Raw genomic sequence first — 21,500 nt, 5'->3', positions numbered from 1 at the left:
TCCCGCCGGGCCTGGCGGGGCCCCGGTACGCGGCCGCCCCTGGGCCCGGCCGCGAACGGTGGGGTCAGCCCTTCGAGATGTAGAGGCGGTGGCCGGCCGGCACGTAGCCGACCCGTTCGTAGACCCGCCAGGAGTCGTCCCCGCTGGCTTCCAGCCAGGCGAACTCCACGCCGAGGTCGAAGATCCCCTGGGTGACCCCCGCGGTGATCGCCGCTGCCAGGCCGCGGCGGCGGAACGGCGGGCGGACCCCGATGCCGCCGACCTCACTCAGCCGATCGCTCGGTGGCATCGCCTGACCGGCGCCGGCGCACTCCCCGGTGGGAGTGAAAGCGGCCAGAACCACGCCACCCCGCTCCTGATTCCGGCGGACCCGGGCGATGTCGGCCTCGGACGCCTCCGGCGCCTCGCCGAAGGCCTCGTTCGCCGCGGCGGTCAGGGCGGCGCGGTCCGGGTCCGTGGTGGGCTCCACCAGGATCAACCCTTCCGGTACGGGCTGAGCGGCCACCGTCTGCGGCGTGCAGATCAGGTACTGGTGCCGGGCCTCGATGGTGAAACCGGCCGCGAGCAGAAGGTCTTCCAGCTCGGGCACGCAACTGGTGACGTACTCCAGGCGGGGTTTGCGGCCGGCCCCGATGAAGGCGTCGACCAAGGCGTCGACGTCGGCCGCGGTGATCGGCGCGCCGGGAATGGGGGAGGCGTAGTTGATGAACGGGCTGTCGGTGTCGGGGTCGAGGCCGGCCACGAACGGGCCGATCTCCAGAGCCTTCGGCCGGTTTCGGAGGTTGGACACGACGGAGCGCTGAATGCGCAGATCCATGGTGGAGAAGCCTTTTCGAGAGAGTGAAGAACACCTGCGGACGTGAACACGAGCTGTCGCAGGGCCGCCGCGGGGCGGGAACGCTCAGCGGCGGCCGTAGGGCCGGGCGGCGATCACAGGCTTCACTTCTTTCGAAAGGTGGGGGCCCGCACGTCTGGCGCGGGCACCCGGCGAGGGTTTCACGATCGCGGAGCCGACGCAACCCCGTTCGCCGGGCGGCTTCACGGCTCACCCGGATGCCGTGGGGTGTCGAGCCTGATGCGCCGGGCCTCGAGCCAGGCCTCCACCTCCTCGGCGAGCCAGACCTTGCCCTGGGCCAGCTCGGCGACCGGCCTCGGGAAATCCGGCCGCCGGGCCAGCTGGTAGACCCGTTGCCGGCTGATCTCGCCGATCTGGGTGCGGATCTCGTGTGCGCCCAACAGGCGAAGCGTCGATGATGCCATGCATACGACTATAGGCAGACGACAAGTGCGGGGCGCCAGTCTGCGGGCGGGTCAGTCTTCGCCGTGTCGCGGTTCACGTCGCCGTGCCGATTCCCTCCACTCCGGCCCGTCGTGGACCGCGAAACGGTCTCGATCGATCCCCGCTGTGCCGGGCCCGGCACAGCCGGAATTTTGTCGGTGGGGATCGCTAAGGTTCAGCGCGTTCTGGTGGAGCGAGTGCCTGGGGAGTGGGCCGGTGGCCGATGTGCGCAGCGTGGACCCGGTGGAGACGTTCGTCGTGCCGTCCGCGTGGAAACGGTTCGTCCTGCCGCGGCGCCGTGGCGGGGCGGTCCCTCCACCGACCCGAAAGGCCGACGTCGAGGCCGCCGAGGTGTTGCTGAGCGACTTCTCCGAAGATGTGCGCAGCGTGCTGGACCACCACCGGACGCCGGACGACCTGGCCGAGGCCGGGCACGCTTTTCTCGCCGGCGATCCGGCTGCCACCCCGCTCGGCGCGGCGGTGGTGGCACGGGGTGTCGCGGCTCCACTCCCGTGGCACCGCCGGGATGAGCTGGCCGCGTTCGCGGACCACTGGCGCTCCCGGCACGGCCTGCCCTTCGCGGCGGCGGCCACCGCCGAGCTCGCCGCGCTCTATTTCGGATCGTCCCCGGTCGGCGCAGCGATCACCCGTGCCGTGCCCGACGGCGATGCCGGCGGACTCATCGCCGGGACGGCCATCCGGATGGCCTACCACCTGCGTCGCGCGATCGTGGCCACCTCCGCCGGGGAGTATGCGGAGGTGGTCGCCGCTCTGGGCGCGGTGCGCGGCCCCTCGCTGGTGCAGCGGGCGGTCGCTTCGGTGATGGCGCCCGACGAGGCGGTGTGGGCCGACGAGATCTGCGCCGCGCTCCTGGCGATGGGTGGCCGCGAGTTCCTGAAAGGGCTCCTGCTCACGGTGGCGGGCGAGCCGTTCGCGTCCCGCCTCGCCGAGCAGATCGAGCCGTGGGCGGCGCTGTGTGAGAACGAGCGGGTCTACACCTTCGCGGCCACCCTGGGCCCGGCGGCGGCGCCCGCGCTCACCCGCTGGCTCGACGCGCCGACAGCCGACGCCAAAGGCCGTAAGAGGCTGCTCTCGCTGCTCTCCGCGATCGGCGGCGACGAGGCGTTCACCGCCCTGCTGGAGCGCATCGACCACCAGGACGTGCCTCCCGCTCTGGCCGACGCGGCCGGCCGTGCCCCGGCGCGGGCGCTGCGCCTGCTGGCCGAGGCGCCGGCCGCGGAGCGTCTGCTGCGCGACCACCTGGTCAACCACCGGGCGGTGGCCGCCGAGGTCCGCCCGCTGCTCGCCGGGCCGGCCGCCGACCGGTTCGACGCCGCGCACGCCGTGCTCGCCGAGGCCGACTCCGGCCTGGCCGCCCCCGGCGACCTGCCGCCCATCCCGGTGAGTCCGCCGTGGCTCGCTCCGGTGGCCCGCAAGCCGCTCGTCGTCACCGGGCTGAGCAGCGCGGACGAGGTCCGGGTGGAGTGGGCGCCGGGGGAGCGGGAGACGTGGGGCGACGGATCCTGGGCGGCCCGCCACGGCGGCACCAGGGACTGGGCGCCGATCGTGCAGAATCTCGGCACCCACGCGTCGACCGGCTGGGACGAGAAGGAGTTCTTCCTGAGCGGGCCGGACGAGTTGACCCTTCCCCGGGTGGCGGCCTGGCGGCCTTCCGACACGTGGGACATCGGCGACTGGGGCCAGGAACTGCTCGCCCGCTACGGGACCGAGGCGGTCGCGCCGTTGACAGACGCCGCCCGCCGCGCGCCGGTCGCGGCCGCACCGCTACTGGCGCCGGTCGTCTCGCCGGCGGTGGCCATGCTGATGGCGGGCTGGCACGCCCGGTCGCGCTCGGTCCGGCCGACGGCCACGGCCTGGTTCGCCCGGCACACCGCGTTCGCCGCCCGGGCTCTGATCCCGGCCGGGGTGGGCAGAGCCGGTCAGTCCCGCTCCGACGCCGAGGCCGCCCTCCGTGTCCTTCCCCGTGACGTGGTGCTCGCCGCCGCGGCGGAGTTCGGCGCGCCGGCCGTCGCGGCGGTCGAGGAGGTGCTGGCCGTCGACCCGCTGACCATCCTGCCCAGGACGATGCCCACGCTCCCGGACTGGGCGAACCCGGCGGTGCTGCCCCCGGTGCGGCTCACCGGCGGCCGTGGCGCGCTGCCCGTCGAGGCGGTCCGGCACCTGCTCACCATGCTGGCCGTCTCCCGGGCCGACGGGGTCTATCCCGGCCTGACCACGGCGGCCGCCGAGTGTGAGGCGGGTGACCTGGCCGAGTTCGCCTGGGCGCTGTTCGGGCGGTGGCGTGAGGCGGGGCATCCGGCCAAGCAGGGCTGGGCGTTCGGCGCGCTCGGCGTGTTCGGCGACGACGAGACGGTCCGGCGGCTGGCCCCGGTGATCCGGGCCTGGCCCGGGGAGGGCGGTCATGCCCGTGCGGTCGCCGGCCTCGACGTGCTTGCCGCGATCGGCACCGACGTCGCCCTGATGTACCTCAACGGCATCGCGCAGAAGGTCAAGTTCCGCGGGCTCAAGGACCGGGCGGTGGACAAGATCGCCGAGTTGGCGGCGGAGCTCGGCCTTACCTCCGACGAGCTGGCCGACCGTCTCGTGCCCGACCTCGGGCTGGACGCCGCCGGCAGCATGGTGCTCGACTACGGTCGGCGCACCTTCACGGTGGGCTTCGACGAGCAGCTCAAGCCGTTCGTGGCGGACGGGTCGGGCAAGCGGCTCAAGGCACTGCCCAAGCCGGGCGCGCAGGACGATCCGGTGCTGGCGCCGGAGTCGTACGCGCGATTCGCCGCCCTGAAGAAGGACGTCCGGGCGATCGCCGCCGACCAGGTGCGCCGCCTGGAGCGGGCCATGGTCGATCAGCGGCGGTGGACCGGCGCCGCCTTCGGGCAGTTCCTCGCCGCCCACCCGCTGCTGCGCCACCTGGTCCGGCGGCTCGTCTGGGTGCGCTTCGACGACGCCGGGCGACCGGCCGGCGGGCTGCGCCTGGCCGAGGACCACAGCCTCGCCGGCGTCACCGACGACACCGTCACCCTCGGCGACACCGAGCAGGTGGGGATCGCCCACCCGCTGCACCTCGGCGGCGACCTGGCCGCCTGGGGCGAGATCTTCGCCGACTACGAGATCCTGCAACCGTTCCCCCAGCTCGGGCGCGGCGTCGAGCCGCTCACCCCGGCGCGGGCCGCCGCGTTCGTGGGGCGGACGGCGCCGAGCACCACGCTGCTCGGGCTGGAGCGGCGGGGCTGGCGCCGCGGCGCCCCGCAGGACGGCGGTGTGCAGGGCTGGTTCGAACGTGACGTCCCGGGCGGTCTGCACCTGGTCCTGGCCCTCGACCCGGGCATCGCGGTCGGCGCCGTCGACGTGCTGGGCGACCAGACGGTCGAGGCCCTCTGGGTGGCGCCCTCGACCGAACACCACTGGTTCCGCAAGGACCAGGCCGACCGCGTCGATGAACTCGACCCGATCACCGCGGCCGAGACGCTGCGCGAACTGACCGAGGTGCTTCCGTGACCGCTACCGCCACTCCCGCGGCCACGCCGTCGCAGGTGCAGCGGCCGCCCGCCGAGGTGCGCCACGCCGACGAGTTGGCCCGGCTCCGGGCCGCCGATGACGCCCCGACCCCGCCGGGCTGGGCGCTCAGTCTGCGGGCTGCCCGTGCCTTCATCGTCGGCGACGAGGAACTCTGCGTCTCCCGCAAGTTCGTCGGCGACCCGTCGCTGATCGACCGGGCTCTGGTCAGTCTCGCCACCAGCCGCGGGCTGCTGCTGGTGGGCGAGCCCGGCACCGCGAAATCACTGCTCTCCGAACTGCTCGCGGCCGCGGTGAGCGGCGATTCGACGCTGACCATCCAGGGCGGCGCGGCCACCACCGAAGACCAGATCAAGTACTCGTGGAACTACGCGCTGCTCGTCGCCGAGGGCCCCACCGAGCGATCCCTCGTTCCCGCGCCGCTGCTGCGCGGCATGGCGCACGGCAAGGCCGTCCGGTTCGAGGAGATCACCCGCTGTCCCCTGGAAGTGCAGGACTGCCTGCTCTCCCCGCTCTCCGACCGGGTCCTCGCGGTGCCGGAGCTGCCGGGTGACGCCGGCATGGTGTTCGCCCGCGAGGGCTTCAACATCATCGCCACGGCGAACACCCGCGACCGCGGCGTCAACGACATGAGTTCGGCGCTGAAACGGCGCTTCAACTTCGAGACGGTCTTCCCGATCGCTGACTTCGACACCGAGCTGGCACTGGTCGAGGCGGAGGCGGGGGCTCTGCTGCGGCGCTCCGGGGTGACCGCGCCACCACGGCGTGACGTGCTCGAAGTGCTGGTCACGGCCTTCCGCGAGCTGCGTGCGGGTCGCACCGCGCGAGGCGACGAGATGGAGCGCCTGTCCTCGGTGATGAGCACCGCCGAGGCGGTCTCGGTCGCGCACGCCGTCGGGCTGCGCGGCTGGTTCCTGCGCGGCGCCGCCGGGACCACCACCGACCTGGTCTCCTGCCTCGCCGGGACGGCCGCCAAGGACAGCCCGGAAGACCTTGCGAAACTGCGCCGCTATCTGGAGCGGCAGACCGCGTGGCGAACCGGCCCACAGTGGCGCGAGCTGCGCGACGCCCGCCGGGAACTGCCGGGCGGATGAGCCTCACCGTCATCGGGGTCCGGCACCACAGCCCCGCCTGCGCCCGCCTGGTCGGCTCGACCATCGCCGCCCTGCGGCCGGCCTTCGTGCTGATCGAGGGTCCGGCCGACATGAACGAGCGGATCGGCGAGATGCTGCTCGGGCACGAACTGCCGGTGGCGATCTTCACCAGCTACCTCGACGATCGCCGGCGGCATGGGTCGTGGGCGCCCTTCTGTGAGTACTCACCGGAGTGGGAGGCGCTGCGCGCCGGCAGCGAGAGTGGGGCCCAGCTGCGGTTCATCGACCTGCCGGCGTGGCACGAGGCGTTCGCCGACCGGGACAACCGCTACGCGGACGCGGAACTGCGCTATGCCGAGGCGGTGGAGCGGCTGTGCGCCGAGTTCGGGGTGGACAACAGCGACGCCCTCTGGGACCACGTCATCGAGATGTGCCCCGCCGACGGGGTTTCCGATCGGCTGTCGGCATATTTCGACGTCATCCGGGGCGAATCCGCGGCGGGGGAGCCCGACACCGCCCGGGAGGCCTACATGGCCCGGTGGATCCGGGCCGCCCGCGCCGAGGCGGGAGACCGGCCGGTCGTCGTGGTGGTCGGCGGCTTTCACCGGCCCGCGCTGCTCCGGCTCGTCGCCGAGCCCTCCTCGGGCGGTCTCGCGGACGCCCCGGCCGGCGCCTCGGGCTGGCCGGAGATCCCGCAGCCGCCGGCCGAAGCGACCGCCGGAAGCTACCTGGTGCCGTACTCGTTCCGGCGGCTTGACGCGTTCGGCGGCTACCAATCCGGGATGCCGTCGCCCGAGTACTACCAGCGGCTCTGGGAGAGCGGACCCGAGGAAGCAGCGCGTCATCTGGTCACCGCCGTTGCCGGGCGCCTGCGGAAACGCGGCCAGCCGGTCTCCACAGCCGACCTGATCGCGGCGCGCACCGCGGCGGAAGCCCTCGCCCGGCTGCGCGGCCACACCCATCCCGCCCGGGTCGACGTGCTCGACGGGCTGGCCGGCGCCCTGGTCAACGAAGCACTCGACGTGCCTCTGCCGTGGGCGGTGCGGGGCGTCGTCACAGCCGGGCAGCATCCGGCGGTGGTGGAGATGACCGCCGCGCTCAGCGGGGAGCGGGTCGGCCGGCTGCACCCGGACACGCCGCTGCCACCGCTGGTGCACTCGGCCACGATCGAGCTCGAACGCCACGGCCTGGACCGGGCGGGCGAGCCCACCGTCGACCTGACCGATCCGCGCGACCGGGCGGTCAGCCGGATCCTGCACCGGGTTCGGGTGCTCGACATACCGGGATTCCGGCGTGACTCCGGCCCGGCCACCGGGATCGACCCGGTGCTGCGCGAGCAGTGGACGGTCCGGCGGCACGAGCACCGGCTGGCCGCCCTGATCGAGGCCGGCGGGTACGGCCCGACCCTGGAAGCGGCAGCCGCGGCCCGGATCGCCCAGCGTATCGGCGGGGCCGGCGGCGACCTGGGCGCGCTCGCGGACGCGCTGTTCGACGCGGCACTGTGCGGGTTCACCGACCTCGGATCAGACGTGCCCGGGCGGCTCGAACGCGGTGTGGCCACGGCGACCGACCTGCCCGTTCTCGGCCGGGTGCTCGCGGTCACCCTGGCACTGTGGCGGCACGACCGGCTGCTCGGCACCGCGGGCAGCGCCGCCCTCGGCGTGGTGGTGGCGGCCGCCAGCCGGCGGATCCTCTGGCTGGCCGAGGGCTGGCACGCGCCGGGGGCGCCGGCGGACCGTGCCCGGATCGCGGCGGTCGTGGCGGTGCGTGACGCCGTGGTGCACGCGGCGGGGGTGGGCGTGGACCGTACCTCCGCGGTCGAGGTCGCCGGCCGGATCGCGGCCGACCGCGCCGCGCCGCCCGATCTGCGTGGCGCCTTCTTCGGTCTGGGCCGTTCCCTGCTCGACGAGACCGCGCCCCCGGGCCTGTTCCCGGACCCGGCGCAGGCCGTGCGTGGCGCCTTCGCGGGCGGGACGGCCGGGGACTGGCTGTCCGGGCTGTTCGCAGTGGCCCGCGAGCCGGTGCTCGCGCCCGCCGGCATCCTCACCCTGCTCGACGACCTGATCGGAGGGCTCGGCGCCGACGACTTCCTGTTCGCGCTGCCCGCGCTGCGGCAGGCCTTCACGTACTTCCCGCCCCGGGAACGGGAGACGATCGGCGAGCGGCTGCTGGCCCGGCGCGGGCTGGGCGGCTCCGGCCGTGACCTGCTCCGGGTGACCGTCGGCGCGGAGACGGTGGCCGCCGGGATGGCCCTAGACGAGATGATCGAGCAGCGACTGGCGAGTGCCGGGCTGATCAGCGCGGAGGAGTCCGGATGACCGACGTGAGCCTGGAACGATGGCGGCTCATCCTGGGCGAACCGGCCGCCGGCTGCCTCGGCGGGCTGGGCGGGGAGTCGGCACAGCGGGACGCGGCCCTGGAGTGGCTCTACGGCCGTGACGAGGAACTCGGCCGCCGCGACATCCGGCGGGACCGCGGCTCCGGGCCGTCCCAGCTGACCACGGTCGACTGGCTCGACGGCATCACCCGGCTGTTCCCGAAGGAGACCATCGAGCGCCTCCAACGAGACGCCGTGGAGCGATACCAGATCGACGACATCGTCACCGACCCCGGCGTGCTGGAACGGATCGAACCGAACCCGGCTCTGCTGCGTGCGGTGCTGCGCACCAAGCACCTGATGAACCCCGAGGTGCTGCGGCTGGCCCGGCGGCTCGTCGAGGCGGTGGTCCGTGAGCTGATGGAGCGGCTCGCCACCGAGGTGCGGCAGACTTTCACCGGGGCACGGTCCCGGCGGGCCAGCCGCTTCAAGCAGGCCCGCGACTTCGACGCCCGGCGCACCATCCGCGCCAACCTGGGCAACTACCGGCCCGACGAGCAGCGCATCTATGTCCAGACGCCGTACTTCTCGTCCCGTACCCGCCGGGAGCTCTCGCCGTGGCAGGTGATCCTCGTCGTGGACCAGTCGGGGTCGATGCTGTCATCGGTGATCCACTCGGCGGTGACGGCCGCCTGCCTGTGGGGGCTGCCCGGCGTGCGGACCCACCTGATCGCCTTCGACACCCAGGTCGTCGACCTGACCTCCGACGTCAGCGATCCGGTGGAACTGCTGATGAAGACGCGGCTCGGCGGCGGCACCGACATCGCGCGCGCGGTCCGGTACGCGGCCCAACTGGTGGAGCAGCCACGCCGGGCGATCGTCGCGGTGGTGAGCGACTTCTTCGAGGGTGGGTCGGAGGCCGTGCTGGTGCGGACCGTGCGGGAACTCGTCGAGCAGGGCACCCTCGTGCTCGGGCTGGCGGCCCTCGACGAGCAGGCGGACCCGGCGTACGACCGGGACTGCGCGCAGCGACTGGCCGACGCCGGCGCCTGGGTCGGCGCGATGACGCCGGGTGAGCTGGCGGCCTTCGTCGCGGAGCGGGTGGGCCGGTGACCACTGAACGGGTGACCGGTGAGCGGGTGATCATGGAAGCTGCCGCCGGTGGGGCTGACCGGGGAGAGGCTGCCACGGGCGGTCTGCCCGTGCGGCTCGACCTGCGGTCGCTCGACAGCGACGCGCTGGCCGCGCTCACCAACCGCGGCCTGGTGAAAAGAGCCACCCGGGAGGTCGAGCGGGAAGCGCCCCGGCTGTCGGCGGAGGGTTCCGCCGTCGTCGCCGAGTTCGGTGACGGAGTCCGGGCGACCCTGCCGGAGGGCGGCCTGGAGCGGGGCCGCTGCTCGTGTGGGGCCACGGGTGTCTGCCGCCACCTGCTCGGCCTGATCCTGGCATATCAGGCGGCGCCACCAGGACATTCGGCCTCGCCAGGGCGTTCGGCTCCGCCAGGGCATTCAGCTCCGGGGCGTTCGGCCTCGTCTGCCGCCGGGCCCGGCGAGGCCGCCACGCCTGGACAGCCGGCCGCACCTGGCATCGGGCCTGGTCCGTCGGCCACATCCGGCGTCGGGCTAGGGGCGTCGGCCGCACTCGGGGTCGAGCCCGGACAGCTGATCGCACCCGGGACCGAGCCCGGACAGCCGATCGCACCCGGAACCGAGCCCGGACAGCCGATCGCACCCGGAACCGAGCCTGGGCAGGCGGCCGGGACCGGGAGGGCCGCCGAACCCGAGGACTCCGCCGGGCCTGAGGGGGACGCCGGACCTGAGCGGGACGCCGGGCCTGAAAGGTCGGCTGGTCAGGTGGCTGGGCCGGAGCGGTCGGCGGCTCCCGTCGCTGAGCCCGGGTCTGCCGTGCCTTCCGGTGATCTGCCGGGCGTCGCCGGCCGGCTCGCTGGTGAGCCGAGCCCGGCCGGGGTGGCGAAAGTCGCGCCGGGCGAAGCCGACGTCGTGCTCGCCGGGGCGGGCGGCTCGATGCCCGCGCCCGCACCGACGGCCGGCCATCGGGTCGCCTGGTCGCCCGGCGGGTTCACCGACGACGATCTGGTGGCGCGCATCGGTGCCCGTCTCGTCACGGCGGCCCGGCGGGCGGAACGGGCCGGCTACACGGCCCGGGTCCGGCGCGGTCCGGTGCCGGTGGTGGAGTTGCCCGCGGCGACAGTGCGGTTCCTGGTGCCACACGACCTCGGATATGTGCACACCGATGCCCGGGCCGGCATCCGTGACGATGTGATCGCCCTGGCCGTCTGGGCGTTCCGGACCGCTGACGAGCAGCAGCCCGACGCCGCTGCCTGCGTGGTGGACGTGGGCGGCTCCCGGGGCGGTGACGTCTCCGCCGGGTCGGGCCTCGAAGCAGTCGTGGAGTTCGCCGCCGACGTGCTGCGGGCCGGTGCCGTTCACGCGGGCACCGGGCTGGCAGGCATGGCCGCCGCCCGTCTCGCCGAGTTGGAACGGGCCGGGTTGCGGTGGCCGCTCGACACCGCCACCGAACTCGCCGGCCAGCTCACCGCGTATCAGGACCGCAGCGCTCGCTACTCGCCGGAACAGCTCGCCGACCTGATCGCGGAGCTCTTCGCCCGGCATCGTGCGGTGACCACCGACAACGGGGCGGCGGTTCGTGCCCGGGTGCTCGGCTCCGAGGAGGCGGCCGAGACGCCGTTGCGCCGGGTACGCCTGGACGGCCTCGGCGCCCGGGTCACCGGGGCCGACGGCGAACGGCGTATCGAGATCTTCCATGGCTTGCCGGCCAGCGGTGTCGTTCTCGTCTCCCACCGGCAGTGGACCACCTCCGACGACGGTCCTGCCCTGTCCCGGAGGCGGATCGCCGGAACGACCGTCGGGGCCGTCGCAGGTGGCGCCCTGGTGACCGAGTCCGCGGTCCGCAGCGCCAGCCGCGCGGTGCGGTTGAGCGCCGGCCGGGTCGCGAAATCCACCGTCACCGTCTCGAGCGGCGCCTGGGACGGCTTCCCTCCCGGCCTGCTGGTCCGCGACTATGCCGCCCTCGCCGCGGAACTCGACGCGATGCCACCCCGGCCGGTCCGTGCCCGGGTGCGTGCCGAACTGGTTCGTGTCCTGGCGATCGCGGAAGTGGGTGACAGCCACTACTCGCCCGGATCGCAGCGGCTCACCGTCGACATCCGCGACACTCTCGGGAACACCGCGACGGTCCTCGCCACCCATGCCGCCGTAGCGCCGGGCCGACTGGACGCGGTGGCGGCGGCGTTCGACGGGCGGCGAGGACGGCCACGGTTCGTGGCCGGCAGCGTGCACCGCACCGGCGGCGGAGTCGTCATCGACCCCTACGCGATCGCCGCCGACGGCCCGCCCATCGTCCCCGACCTGACCGACCCGGCCACTCTGGACCGCCCAGCACCGAAGCCGTCCGGGCCCGGCGGCCGTCCCGCCCCGGAGCCGACCGGCGGCCGTCTCGCCCCGGAGCCGACCGGTGACCGTCTCGCTTCCGGGTCGACCGGTGACCCTCCCGCCTCCGGGCCGACCAGCTACCGCCCCGCCGCGGAAGCTGCCGGCGAGAGTGCCGTTTCCGGGCCGACCAGCGACCATCCCGCCTCCGGGCGGTCCTGGTCGGGGGTTTCCGCGGCGGACGATGCCGCGGACCCGCTGGCCGAGGCGGTGGCTTCCGCCCGTGCGGTGCTGGCCGAGGCGGCACACAGCGGCCTGGCGCATCTGCCTTCCGCCTACCCGGAGAGGTTGCGTTCCAGCAGGTCAGCCCTAGTCCGGGTGGGTCTGCACCGGGTGGCATCGGCCCTCGACGAACTGGCCGCGCGTCTCGGCCCCGACCCGGGCGCGGAGGCGTGCCGCGCCTGGGTCGACGCCTATCTGAGGGTGGGCCTGGCCGCCGACCTCCTCTGACCGCCGTTCGTAGGCCTGGCGGGCGCTGGCCTCGTTCCTACTGCCGTGCCGGGACGTTGAGCCTGCGCTGGGACGCCGGGCTTGGCGGTTGGTGAACGCCGATACCCGCAACCGGTGGAAGGACGGTGGAGCGGGTTGGCGAAGCCGATGCCCGCAACCGGGTGAAGGGCCGGTGGAGGGGGTCGGTGGAGCCGATGCCCGCAACGGGTGGAGTGGATCGGTGAAGCGGTGACCCGCAGCCGGTGAAAGCCGATGATCCGCGTCGACGCGACGGTCGTGAGGGCAGCCGGCCACCGACGGCCGCCCGGACTGAGAGGGCCGGAACCGGTCAGTTGGTTCCGACGGCGTCCTCGACGCCGGTCTCGTGCGGGCCGAGGAAGATCGGGTCGCGGGCGGTCAGGACGTCGGCGGCGGCTTTGACGGCGGCGCCGTACTCGCGGACCTCGCCCCGGATCCACATCCGCTCGTAGACGCGGACGGTGTCGTCACCCACACCGGTGGCGTCGATGCCCTGTTTGCGGCACAGGGTGACGGCCCGGGGCAGATGAAAGTCCTGGGTGACGACGATCGCCTGCCGTACGCCGAAGATCTTGTTGGCTCGGACGCAGGAGTCATAGGTGTCGAAACCGGCATGGTCCTGGACCACCCGGTCGGCGGGGACGCCGCGGGCGACAAGCCAGGCCTGCATCGCGCCCGGTTCGTCGTAGGCCCACTCGCCATGGTCGCCGGAGACCAGGATCGCCTTGATCTTTTCGTTGGCCAGGAGCTGCCGGGCGATCTCGAGGCGGGCGGCGAGGAAGGCGGACGGCTGGCCGTCGGAGTTGACCTGGGCGCCGAGCACCAGCGCGACCGGGGCGGCGGGCACCGCGGCCAGGTCGTAGAGGTAACCGTCGGCGCCGGAGCGCACCCATCGGGCGCAGCCGACCGCGACGAGAACCGCGAGAATCGCGCCCAGCGTGCCCACCACCATCAGGCGGCGCAGCCGTCGCCAGGAAAGAGCACCACGCAACCGGGCCGACAGGCCCTCCGGAATCCGCGGCCGCCCACGGCGGAGCGAGAACGAGAGCCAGCTGGGGAGTACGGGACGCTTCGGCACCGGACCGAGGATGGCAGACCCGGGCAATGGCAGCATGACGCCATGATCGAGATCGATTATCGCCGGGATCCGCTCGTTCGGTGGGCGTTGCCCGCCCCCGGCGCGCGGGTCTGGCGGCGGCCCGATGCGGTCGTCGTGGCCTGCCCCGATCTGTCGCACTGGGACCGCCTGGTGATGAACGGCGAGCCGGCCGCGGTGGCGAAGTTGCTGCGGGAGGTGCTCGCGGAGACCGGCGAGACGTTCCGGCCGTTCGGAACCGAGGAACTGGTCAACGAGGTGGTCGCCCGCGTGCCGGAACTCGAGGTGAGCGCCACTTTCGCCTGGATGGAGACGACCCAGCCGGTGAGGCGCTGCGGTTCGGCCGAGCGGGGGCAGCGAGGCGGGCCGGCCGGAGCGGTGCGGCGCGGAGCAACGACCGGGCCCACGCCGGTCTGGCTCGGCGAGGACGAATGGCCCGAGGTGACCGAGATGATGCGGGAGGCCTATCCGGAGTCCTACGCGTGGCCGGGCGCCGCCGGCGTCCACCGGTGGGCCGGCATCCGCGGCGACGGTGGCGAACTGCTCACCGTGGCCGCGGAGGCGTGGTCGACGCGAGAGATCGGGTTCATGTCGGGCGTGGCCACCCGCCCATCGGCTCGGGGGCGAGGGCTCGGGGCGGCGATCTGCGCGTTCGCCGCCGACGAACTGCTCGCCGGCCGGGAGCGGGTCGCCCTTCTGGTGGACTACTGGAACACGGCGGCGCTTGCCACGTACACCCGGCTGGGTTTCACCACCCGCCGGGTGGCCGCCGCCCGCCGCCGCTGATCGTCCCGCAAGGGAAGCCGCTGGCCAGGAGGCCTGGCCAGGAGGCCGTTGGCCACGGCGCGGGCGGCGATCGATGATTCACCGCGGCGCCCGCCGTGCCGTGTAGAGCAGGTACTCCCAGTTCATCGCGCCGCCGCCGGTGTCGTGACGCTCGGCCAGCGCGAGCAACTCGGCGTCCAGGGCCGCGACCCGGGCCGGCTCGCCGGCGATGTTGCGGTAGACCGCGATGGTCGGCCCATAGTTCACCTTGAAGTAGTCCCGGAAAGCAGCGCCGCTGCCGAGATGGTCCACCCGCAGGTTGCGGCGTTCCACCGACACATCCGTCACGCCGTCGCCGAACAGGGACGACAGGTGGGCCGGGTCGCCCCACAGCGGCGGCGGCTGGGCTCCCGGCGGAGGCGGCGCGGCGTACGGCTTCATCGTCGCGAACATCTGCCCGATGAAGCCTTCCGGCGTCCAGTTGATCAGCCCGATCGTGCCGCCGGGACGGCAGACCCGGAGCAGTTCGGCGGCCGCGGCCTGGTGGAACGGGGCGAACATGACACCGATGCAGGAGATCACCGTGTCGAACGAGGCGGTCTCGAAGGGCAGGTCCTCGGCGTCCGCCTCGACCCAGGTCAGTTTCGCGGAGGCGGCGGCGGGGGCGTTCTTCTCGCCGACGGCGAGCAGTTCCGGAGTGAGATCACTGGCGGTCACCTGTGCGCCGGCCAGGGCGGCCGGGATCGCGGCGTTGCCGGTGCCGGCGGCGACGTCGAGGACGGTCTGCCCTGGTCCGATCCCGGTCGCTTCGACCAGTTCCGGTCCCAGCGGTGCGACGAGTTCGGAGGCGACCGCTGGATAGTCGCCGGAGGCCCACATGGCACGGTGCTTCGTCTTAACTGTTGTTGTCATGTCACCGACGGTAGGGATTCTCGGTTGCCAGGCCTAGTACACGATGTGTACCGGGTGAGGGGAGTGGCATGGGAGCGTCCTACGGGCAGTTCTGTCCGGTGGCGAAGGCGATGGAGTTGCTGGACGAGCGGTGGACGCTGCTCGTGATCCGGGAGCTGATCGCCGGCAGCCGCCGCTTCAACGACCTGCGGCGTGGCCTGCCGCGAATGTCGCCCACGCTGCTCTCCCGGCGTCTGCAGCAGCTCGCCGCGGCGGGGCTGGTCGAGCGGCGTGAGTCCGGTACGGACGTGGACTACGCGCTGACCAGGGCCGGTGAGGAGCTTCAGCCGATCGTGGTGGCGCTCGGGGAGTGGGGCACCCGCTGGGTCCCCCAGCTGGGTGACCGGGACCTGGACCCGAAACTGCTGCTCTGGGACATGCACCGGTCGGTCGATCACGGGGCGGTGCCGGCGCGGCGTACCGTGCTGCAGTTCCGTTTCCCGGCGGCGCCGCCGAAGCTGCGGCACTGGTGGCTGGTGATCACGCCGAGCGAGGTCGACATCTGTGATGTCGACCCCGGTCACGACGTGGACGTGCTGGTGATCGCCGATCTGCGCTGCCTGACCGACGTGTGGCGGGGTGAGCGCACCTGGGCGTCCGGCCTGCGCTCCGGCGAGCTGGACTTCCAGGGCCCGGAGGATCTGCGCCGAGCCCTCCCGGCCTGGTTCCGCCCGTTCGCCTTCGCGGCGGTGCCGAGACCCGGCAGCGCCGAGGCCCTGGCCGCGCCGAGGTCCTAGCCGATACCGGGGCCTAGGAGATCCGGAACTTGGCGGAGAGCAACGCGGACGGCCGGGAGTTCGGCCCGACGAGCAGCTCGAAGTCCCCCGCCTCGACGACCCGGGCGCCGGCGGCGTCGACGAGGGTGCAGTCGGTGGCCGCCACCTCGAGAGCCACCGTCACGCTCTCGCCCGGGGGCACCGGCACCTGCCGGTACGCCTTGAGTTCCCGGCCGGCCCAGGTGACGCTGGTGACCAGGTCGCTCACGTACACCTGCACGGTCTCCAGCGCCGGCCGGGTCCCGGTGTTGCTCAGCCGCACGGTGGCTCGCACCACCCCGTCGGCGGCCACGTCCGGCTCCTCGATGCTGAGCCCGTCGTAGACGACGGTGGTGTAGCTGAGCCCCTCCCCGAAGGCGAAGAGCGGGTCCTGGGTGAGGTCCGCGTAACGGGTGCCGTGCTGGCCCCGCACCTGGTTGTAGAAGATCGGCTGCTGCCCGACGTGCCGGGCCGCCGAGATCGGCATCCGGCCGGTCGGCTCGATCGCCCCGAACAGCAGCTCGGCGATGGCCTGCCCGCCCCGCATGCCGGGGTTGAACGCCTGCAGGATCGCTGCCGCGCCGAGCGCCGACGGCGGCAGCGCGAGCGGCTTGCCGTCGATCAGCACCACGATCATCGGCGTGCCGGTGGCCGCCACCGTGTCGAGCAGCGCGATCTGCCCGCCCTGCAGCTCCAGGGTGGCGGTGGACTTGTGCTCGCCGTTGAGGTTGACCGTGTCGCCGACGACCACGATCGCGTAGTCGGCGGCGGCGGCCAGCCGGCGGGCCTGTTCGAGGCGCTCCGGGGAGGCCGGGACGCCGACCGAGATCGGCGGCCGTGGCTGCCCGTCGGGAAAGGTCTCGCCCTCGGGGTCGGGCACCAGCTCCTCGATCTCGACGGCCGGGTCGAAGTCGAGTTCCCACCCGTCGGGCAGCAGGTCCCGCAGTCCGTCGAGAACGGTCGAGGTGAGCCGGCGGGGGTGGCCGTCGGGCATCCAGTCGACCTGGCCGGAGTTCCCGGCCCAGTCACCGAGCTGTGCGGACACGTCGTCGGCGTTGGGACCGAGCACGGCGATGCGCTTCGACGACGAGAAAGCCGATGATGAAGCTGATGACGAAGACGACGAGGAAGCCGATGAGGAGGATGACGGCACGGGAAGCGGCAGGACGCCGTCGTTGCGGAGCAGCACCAGTGACCGGCGGGCCACCTCCAGATTGAGCGCGGTGTGCGCGGCGGCGCCGATCACTTCCCGCTGCCGGGCCGCGTCCGGCGTGCGCGGGTTCTCGAAGAGGCCCAGCTCGAACTTCAGGCGCAGGATCCGCCGTACCGCCGCATCGATCTCGTCCTCACGCAGCGACCCGCGCCGGATCGCCTCCTGGGCGCCTTCGAAGAAGGCGGGCGTCGTCATGATGACGTCGTTTCCGGCCTTGACCGCGGTCGCGGCGGCTTCCGCGTAATCGGCGCAGACCTTCTGTTCCCACACCATCCGGCCGACGTTGTCCCAGTCGGTGACGAGCGTGCCGGTGAAGCCCCACTCGTCCTTGAGCACGTCGTTGAGCAGCCATTTGTTGGCGGTGATCGGCACGCCGTCCATCGACTGGTAGCCGAGCATGAAGACCCGGCAGCCCTCGGCGGCGGCACGCTGGAACGGCGGCAGGAACCAGGAGCGCAGTTTGCGCCGGCTGATGTCGGCCTCGCTGGCGTCCCGGCCGCCGTGGGTCTCGGAGTATCCGGCGAAGTGCTTGGCGGTGGCCAGGATCGCGGTCGGGTCGGTGAGGCCCTCGCCCTGATAGCCGCGGATCATCGCGGCGCCGAGTTCGCTGATCAGGTACGGGTCCTCGCCGAACGTCTCGTCGACCCGCCCCCAGCGCAGATCGCGGCTGATGCAGAGTACCGGCGAGAAGGTCCAGTGCACCCCGGTGGCGGCGGCTTCCACGGCGGTGACCCGGGCGACCTGCTCGACGAGTGCCGGGTCCCAGGTCGCGGCCATGCCGAGCTGGGTGGGGAAGACGGTGGCGCCGGGCCAGAAGGCGTGCCCGTGGATGCAGTCCTCGGCGGTGATCAGCGGAATCCGCAGCCGGGTGCGCGCGACCAGGGTCGCGGCTTCGACGAGTTTGTCCGGGGAGGTGTGCAGGATCGACCCGGCCATCTTCTCGCACACGATCTCGGCGAGGTCCTGCCGGGCGTCGAGCTGGAGCATCTGGCCGACCTTCTCGGGCAGCGTCATCCGGCCCAGCAGATCCTCCACGCGCTCCGCGACGGCGAGCGAGGAGTCCTGATATGGCAAGGGCATACGTTTCTCCCGAGGGGTCTGCCGAACGCGAACGGTTCGGAGTCTTCCATGTCCGGAACCGGTTCCGGCACCCCGTTGTGGTTCCGGAACTTCATCCGCGGGGAAGGCAGAATTTCGTTGTTGCCGGTAAGGTCCTCAACGGACGATACACAGTGAAGTTTGTTGATCACCCATGGTGAGGCAGAGGGGGGACCTTGGGTTCGGCTGACCGTGTCCTGCGAAGGACCGCCGAAGCGATCGAGCACATAACCGGCATCTGCTTCAAGACCGGCCCGCCCCGGCGGATCGGCGTCGAGTTGGAGTGGACCACACACCGAGCCGCCGACCCGTCCGCGCACCTGCGGGCCGGCGACCTTGCCGAGGCGCTGGGCGTGCACGCGCCGACCTCCCTCGGCAACCCGCATCCCGTGCCGCTGCCGGGAGGCGGCGCCGTCACCGCCGAACCGGGCGGCCAGATCGAGATCTCATCGGCCCCGGCCGATTCGCTCACCGAGTTGCACACCGCGGTCACCGGCGACCGCGAAGTCCTGGCCGGTCTGCTGGCAGGCAGCGGCATCGTGCTGGGGGAGCGGGGCCTCGACCCGCACCGGAAACCCCGCCGGATCCTCGACACCCCGCGTTACGCGGCCATGGAGCGCGCCTTCGACGACCACGGGCGCACCATGATGACCGCCACCGCCGGACTTCAGATCTGCCTCGACGCGGGCGAGACCCATCAGATCCCGGCCCGCTGGGCCGCCCTGCACGAGATCGGCCCGGCGCTGCTGGCCCTGTTCGCCAACTCCCGGCGGCACGGCTGGGCGTCGGCGCGGATGGCCACCTGGTACGGGATCGACAACCGCCGGACCGCCCCGGTCCCGTCGTCCGCCGACCCCGCGGTGAGCTGGGCACACTACGCCTTGGCCGCTCCGCTGCTGTGCGTGCGCCGGGACAACGGCGACTGGGACGCCCCGGCCGGGGTGACCATGGCCGACTGGATCGACGCGGGCGGCGTCCCCGGCGATCCAGAGGCGCGGCCGCCGACCCTGACCGACCTCGACTACCACCTCAACACCCTGTTCCCGCCGGTACGCCCACGCGGGTACCTGGAGATCCGCTACCTCGACGCGCAACCCGGCGACGAGTGGATCGCCCCGGCCGCGATGCTGACCGCCCTGCTCTCCAGCGACGCGATCACCGACCGGGCCCGGGAACTGGCCGCCCCGGCGGCCGGCCGCTGGCACGCCGCCGCCCGTCTCGGCCTGGCCGACGACCCGGTGTGCCGGGCCGCCGCCGGTCTCGCCGATCTGGCCTGCCGCAACCTGGACCGCACCGGGCTGCCGCCGGCCGTCCGCGACACGGTCGCCGACCTCGTGTCACACCGACTCCGCGACGCCGTCTCCGGAAGGTCGCCGTCCCGCCGGAAGAGCGGGCACACAGCAGAGGGGATTCCCGCATGACGCAGGACCTGCGGCTCGCCATCGCCGCGGAGCTTTCCCGCAGCCGGTCCCGGACGGCGCTGCTCACCGGGGCCGTCGACGACGACGATCTGACCCGCCAGCACTCGCCGCTGATGTCCCCGCTGGTCTGGGACCTGGCGCACGTCGCCAACCAGGAGGAGTTGTGGCTGGTCCGGGACGTGGGCGGCCGTGACCCGGTGCGTGGCGACATCGACGAGCTCTACGACGCCTTCAAGCACGCCCGCCGGGACCGGCCGGCGCTGCCGCTGCTCAACCCGGCGGAGGCCCGCGCCTACACCGCGCAGGTGCGGGACAAGGTGCTCGACGTGCTCGACCGGGTGCGCTTCGACCCGGCGGAGCGCCTGCTCGACGGCGGCTTCGCGTTCGGCATGATCGTCCAGCACGAGCAGCAGCACGCCGAGACCATGCTCGCCACCCATCAACTGCGGACGGGACCGCCCGTGCTCACCGCGTCGCCCGCGCCGGCCGCCGAAACCGCGATGAAGGACGAGATCCTGATAGAGGCGGGCAGGTTCGTCATGGGCACGGACACCGAGCCCTGGGCTCTCGACAACGAACGGCCGGCCCACACCGTCGACGTGCCGGCCTTCTGGATCGACGCCGCCCCGGTGACCAACGGCGACTACCTGGCGTTCATGGACGCCGGGGGCTACGACGACCCCCGCTGGTGGAGCGAACGCGGCTGGGCGCACCGGCAGAACGCGAACCTGCAAGCTCCGCTCCACTGGATCCGCGACCACAACGGCTGGCTCCGCGACCGGTTCGGCCGCATCGACACGGTGAGACACGACGAACCGGTCGTCCACGTCTGCTACTTCGAAGCCGAGGCCTACGCCGCCTGGGCCGGGAAACGCCTGCCCACCGAGCCCGAGTGGGAGAAGGCGGCCCGCTTCGACCCGGCGACCGGCCGCTCCCGCCGCTACCCGTGGGGCGACGACCCGCCCGGCCCGCGGCACGCCAACCTCGGCCAGCGGCACCTCGGTCCGGCATCGGCCGGCGCCTACCCGGACGGGGCCTCGCCGCAGGGCGTTCACCAGCTCATCGGCGACGTCTGGGAGTGGACGTCGTCCGGATTCCACCCCTATCCGGGGTTCGCCGCGTTCCCGTACCGGGAGTACTCGGAGGTGTTCTTCGGCGGCGACTACCGGGTGCTGCGCGGCGGCTCGTTCGGCACCGACCCGGCCGCCTGCCGGGGCACCTTCCGCAACTGGGACCACCCGATCCGGCGGCAGATCTTCAGCGGGTTCCGCTGCGCCCGGGATGCGGCCTGATGTGCCGCCACCTCGGGTACCTCGGCCCACCCGTACCCCTGGCGAAATTGATCTTCGATCCGCCGCACGCGCTGGCGACGCAGGCGTGGGCGCCGCGCGACATGCGCGGCGGCGGCACCATCAACGCCGACGGTTTCGGCGTCGGCTGGTGGCCCCCCGGCGCCGCGTCGCCGGTCCGTTACCGCAGCGCCATGCCGATCTGGACGGACGCCGCACTGCCGCCGCTGGCGGCCGCCACCTCGGCGGGCGCCGTCCTCGCGGCGGTCCGCTCGGCCACCGTCGGCCTCCCGGTGATCGAGACGGCGGCGGCGCCGTTCACCGACGGCCGGTGGCTCTTCAGCCACAACGGCGTGGTGCGCGGCTGGCCTTCGGCCATCGCCGCGCAGGCCCGGGACCTCCCGGTCGAGGATCTGCTCACCCTCGACGCGCCCACCGACTCGGCAACCCTCTGGGCTCTGGTACGCGCGAAGCTGCGCGCCGGGGAGCCCGCGGCGAAGGCCGTCGCCACCGTCGTCACCGAAGTCGCGGCGGCCGCCCCCGGATCTCGGCTGAACCTGCTGCTCACCGACGGCACGCAGATGGTCGCGACCACCCTCGGTCACGCGCTGTCGGTGCGTTCCCGCCGCGACTCGATGCTGATCAGTTCCGAACCCCTCGATCCCGGCCCGGCCTGGCAGCCGGTCCCCGACGGCCACCTGGTCGTCGCCACCGCCTCCGAGGCGGAGATCACTCCGCTGTACTGAAAGG

Annotated in this window: 15 protein-coding genes; 10 read left to right on the top strand and 5 right to left on the bottom strand. The window is 73.1% G+C overall.

The window, feature by feature from the left end; all coding sequences use genetic code 11:
* Positions 1-64 precede the first annotated feature (64 nt).
* Entirely contained in the window at positions 65-817 is a 753-nt protein-coding gene (locus QLQ12_RS33540) for a GNAT family N-acetyltransferase (RefSeq protein ID WP_282764738.1), read from the bottom strand.
* 221 nt (positions 818-1,038) lie between these two features.
* Positions 1,039-1,260, bottom strand: a complete 222-nt coding sequence (locus tag QLQ12_RS33535) for a helix-turn-helix transcriptional regulator (RefSeq protein ID WP_282764737.1) — start codon at positions 1,258-1,260, stop codon at positions 1,039-1,041.
* Between the two features lie 235 nt (positions 1,261-1,495).
* Between QLQ12_RS33535 and QLQ12_RS33530 the strand changes: the two genes are divergently transcribed.
* The 5 genes from QLQ12_RS33530 to QLQ12_RS33510 all read left to right on the top strand — a co-directional run bounded on the left by QLQ12_RS33530 (position 1,496) and on the right by QLQ12_RS33510 (position 12,144).
* Entirely contained in the window at positions 1,496-4,795 is a 3,300-nt protein-coding gene (locus QLQ12_RS33530; protein WP_282764736.1) for a DUF4132 domain-containing protein, read from the top strand.
* Positions 4,792-5,907, top strand: coding sequence for an ATP-binding protein (locus QLQ12_RS33525; protein ID WP_282764735.1), 1,116 nt, complete (start codon positions 4,792-4,794; stop codon positions 5,905-5,907). Before QLQ12_RS33530 ends, QLQ12_RS33525 begins: the two co-directional genes overlap by 4 nt.
* Positions 5,904-8,225, top strand: a complete 2,322-nt coding sequence (locus tag QLQ12_RS33520) for a DUF5682 family protein (RefSeq protein WP_282764733.1) — start codon at positions 5,904-5,906, stop codon at positions 8,223-8,225. The genes QLQ12_RS33525 and QLQ12_RS33520 overlap by 4 nt, the downstream gene beginning before the upstream one ends.
* Positions 8,222-9,337 carry a VWA domain-containing protein gene (locus tag QLQ12_RS33515; RefSeq protein ID WP_282764732.1) on the top strand — a complete coding sequence of 372 codons (1,116 nt, stop codon included), beginning with the start codon at positions 8,222-8,224 and terminating at the stop codon, positions 9,335-9,337. Before QLQ12_RS33520 ends, QLQ12_RS33515 begins: the two co-directional genes overlap by 4 nt.
* Before the next feature lie 791 nt (positions 9,338-10,128).
* A complete protein-coding gene (locus QLQ12_RS33510; RefSeq protein WP_282764731.1) occupies positions 10,129-12,144 on the top strand; it encodes a hypothetical protein in 2,016 nt (671 codons plus the stop codon).
* A gap of 328 nt (positions 12,145-12,472) precedes the next feature.
* On the opposite strand, the gene QLQ12_RS33505 is transcribed toward QLQ12_RS33510, so the two are convergent.
* The gene (locus QLQ12_RS33505) at positions 12,473-13,240 is read right to left on the bottom strand and encodes a SanA/YdcF family protein (protein WP_328518333.1); all 768 of its coding nucleotides are present in this window, start codon (positions 13,238-13,240) and stop codon (positions 12,473-12,475) included.
* A 42-nt stretch (positions 13,241-13,282) separates the two neighbouring features.
* Between QLQ12_RS33505 and QLQ12_RS33500 the strand changes: the two genes are divergently transcribed.
* The gene (locus QLQ12_RS33500) at positions 13,283-14,044 is read left to right on the top strand and encodes a GNAT family N-acetyltransferase (protein WP_282764730.1); all 762 of its coding nucleotides are present in this window, start codon (positions 13,283-13,285) and stop codon (positions 14,042-14,044) included.
* 78 nt (positions 14,045-14,122) lie between these two features.
* Here QLQ12_RS33500 and QLQ12_RS33495 read toward each other — a convergent pair whose 3' ends face one another.
* Positions 14,123-14,935 carry a class I SAM-dependent methyltransferase gene (locus tag QLQ12_RS33495; RefSeq protein WP_282764729.1) on the bottom strand — a complete coding sequence of 271 codons (813 nt, stop codon included), beginning with the start codon at positions 14,933-14,935 and terminating at the stop codon, positions 14,123-14,125.
* 68 nt (positions 14,936-15,003) lie between these two features.
* Between QLQ12_RS33495 and QLQ12_RS33490 the strand changes: the two genes are divergently transcribed.
* On the top strand, positions 15,004-15,711 hold the full coding sequence (locus QLQ12_RS33490) for a winged helix-turn-helix transcriptional regulator (protein ID WP_282764727.1): 708 nt from the start codon (positions 15,004-15,006) through the stop codon (positions 15,709-15,711).
* A 13-nt stretch (positions 15,712-15,724) separates the two neighbouring features.
* Here QLQ12_RS33490 and QLQ12_RS33485 read toward each other — a convergent pair whose 3' ends face one another.
* Complete coding sequence (locus QLQ12_RS33485) at positions 15,725-18,022, bottom strand: exo-beta-d-1,3/1,6-glucosidase (protein ID WP_282764726.1); 2,298 nt, start codon at positions 18,020-18,022, stop codon at positions 15,725-15,727.
* A 194-nt stretch (positions 18,023-18,216) separates the two neighbouring features.
* Between QLQ12_RS33485 and egtA the strand changes: the two genes are divergently transcribed.
* The 3 genes from egtA to egtC are packed head-to-tail and all read left to right on the top strand — an operon-like array spanning position 18,217 to position 21,496.
* Complete coding sequence (gene egtA, locus QLQ12_RS33480; RefSeq protein ID WP_282764725.1) at positions 18,217-19,461, top strand: ergothioneine biosynthesis glutamate--cysteine ligase EgtA; 1,245 nt, start codon at positions 18,217-18,219, stop codon at positions 19,459-19,461.
* Entirely contained in the window at positions 19,458-20,753 is a 1,296-nt protein-coding gene (gene egtB, locus QLQ12_RS33475) for an ergothioneine biosynthesis protein EgtB (protein WP_282764723.1), read from the top strand. The genes egtA and egtB overlap by 4 nt, the downstream gene beginning before the upstream one ends.
* The gene (gene egtC / locus QLQ12_RS33470; RefSeq protein WP_282764722.1) at positions 20,753-21,496 is read left to right on the top strand and encodes an ergothioneine biosynthesis protein EgtC; all 744 of its coding nucleotides are present in this window, start codon (positions 20,753-20,755) and stop codon (positions 21,494-21,496) included. The genes egtB and egtC overlap by 1 nt, the downstream gene beginning before the upstream one ends.
* Positions 21,497-21,500: the final 4 nt, after the last annotated feature.

Source organism: Actinoplanes sandaracinus (assembly GCF_030009775.1).
GTDB classification, from domain to species: domain Bacteria; phylum Actinomycetota; class Actinomycetes; order Mycobacteriales; family Micromonosporaceae; genus Actinoplanes; species Actinoplanes sandaracinus.
This window is presented reverse-complemented; position numbering and strand designations above follow the sequence as displayed.

Coding starts and splice junctions, on each gene's coding strand:
- QLQ12_RS33535 (WP_282764737.1), bottom strand. CDS start 1,260: ATGGCATCATCGACGCTTCGCCTGTTGGGCGCACACGAGATCCGCACC.
- QLQ12_RS33495 (WP_282764729.1), bottom strand. CDS start 14,935: ATGACAACAACAGTTAAGACGAAGCACCGTGCCATGTGGGCCTCCGGC.
- QLQ12_RS33540 (WP_282764738.1), bottom strand. CDS start 817: ATGGATCTGCGCATTCAGCGCTCCGTCGTGTCCAACCTCCGAAACCGG.
- QLQ12_RS33490 (WP_282764727.1), top strand. CDS start 15,004: ATGGGAGCGTCCTACGGGCAGTTCTGTCCGGTGGCGAAGGCGATGGAG.
- egtC (WP_282764722.1), top strand. CDS start 20,753: ATGTGCCGCCACCTCGGGTACCTCGGCCCACCCGTACCCCTGGCGAAA.
- QLQ12_RS33515 (WP_282764732.1), top strand. CDS start 8,222: ATGACCGACGTGAGCCTGGAACGATGGCGGCTCATCCTGGGCGAACCG.
- QLQ12_RS33520 (WP_282764733.1), top strand. CDS start 5,904: ATGAGCCTCACCGTCATCGGGGTCCGGCACCACAGCCCCGCCTGCGCC.
- QLQ12_RS33500 (WP_282764730.1), top strand. CDS start 13,283: ATGATCGAGATCGATTATCGCCGGGATCCGCTCGTTCGGTGGGCGTTG.
- QLQ12_RS33485 (WP_282764726.1), bottom strand. CDS start 18,022: ATGCCCTTGCCATATCAGGACTCCTCGCTCGCCGTCGCGGAGCGCGTG.
- egtB (WP_282764723.1), top strand. CDS start 19,458: ATGACGCAGGACCTGCGGCTCGCCATCGCCGCGGAGCTTTCCCGCAGC.